This window comes from Oleiagrimonas sp. MCCC 1A03011 (assembly GCF_003267965.1).
GTDB classification, from domain to species: Bacteria; Pseudomonadota; Gammaproteobacteria; order Xanthomonadales; family Rhodanobacteraceae; genus Oleiagrimonas; species Oleiagrimonas citrea.
Genome location: NZ_MSPY01000034.1, coordinates 1 through 1,131, shown reverse-complemented (window position 1 = coordinate 1,131; position 1,131 = coordinate 1). Strand labels below are relative to the sequence as shown.

Below are 1,131 nucleotides of genomic sequence, written 5' to 3'. Positions count from 1 at the left end.
AGGACGGTTGCCTCATGGACTGCCGGGTGTTCGATCAGGCGCGCTTCGATCTCTCCGGGCTCGATACGGAACCCACGAACCTTCACTTGCTCATCTATACGCCCAAGGTATTCTAAGTCACCGTTTGGAAAATAACGCGCCAAATCTCCTGTTCGGTATAGGCGCTCACCCGGTACATACGGATTATTGGTAAAGCGCTCTTCCGTCAGTTCGGGTTGATTTAAATAGCCTCTTGTCACCCCACCGCCTCCCACATACACCTCGCCCGCCGTTCCAGTGGGAACCAAGTTTTTGTGATTATCTAAGAGGTACAAGGTGAGATCCGCCAAGGGACGACCGATCACGCTTCCTAGGTTGGCTGTAATATCCTCTTGTCGTATGCGGCGATAGGTTACATGCACCGTCGTTTCGGTAATTCCATACATATTGACCAAAGCTGGTACATCATCACCGTAGCGTCCTATCCAGCCTCGGAGCTCGCGCAATTTTAAAGCTTCGCCACCGAAGATCACTACACGCAGCGACAATGATTGCCCATACTGTGCATCCACTTGCGTGAGTTGGCTAAAAGCAGTCGGCGTCTGATTCAGCACACTCACCCGCTTGGTCACCAGTAGTCGGTAAAAGTCCTCTGGGGATCGTGTAACCCAGTACGGAACTACCACCAATTGGCCACCGTACGCCAATGCACCCCAAAGCTCCCATACCGAAAAGTCAAACGCGAAGGAGTGAAAAAGCGTCCAAACATCTCGTTCGTCAAATTTGAATATTGACTCTGTCGTGGTTAACAAACGGCATATTTGGCGGTGCTCGACCAATACACCCTTGGGCGTGCCTGTAGAGCCAGAGGTATAGATCACATAAGCCAAGTGATCAGGTCGTAGCCCTTGAGCAGTAACGCCTGGGTTGGTCGACTCGTAGTGTTTAAAGGCATCCTGTTCGCCCTTTCTATCTAGGTCCAGTGCTATCACAAGACCATTCCATCGACTCAGCCGGCTCTCCAGCCCCTTCCCCAGTAGCACTATTACCGGTGCACAATCCTCCAGGATGAAGTCCAGACGTTCGACCGGGTAGGCCGGGTCCAGCGGCACATAGGCACCACCCGCCTTGAGGATGGCCAGCAGCCCTACC

Annotated in this window: 1 protein-coding gene; it reads right to left on the bottom strand. The window is 52.9% G+C overall.

Annotated elements, in window-relative coordinates; translation table 11 throughout:
• A partial coding sequence (locus BTJ49_RS15225; RefSeq protein ID WP_146742394.1) for an amino acid adenylation domain-containing protein occupies nucleotides 1–1,131 on the bottom strand: 1,131 nt, incomplete at both ends.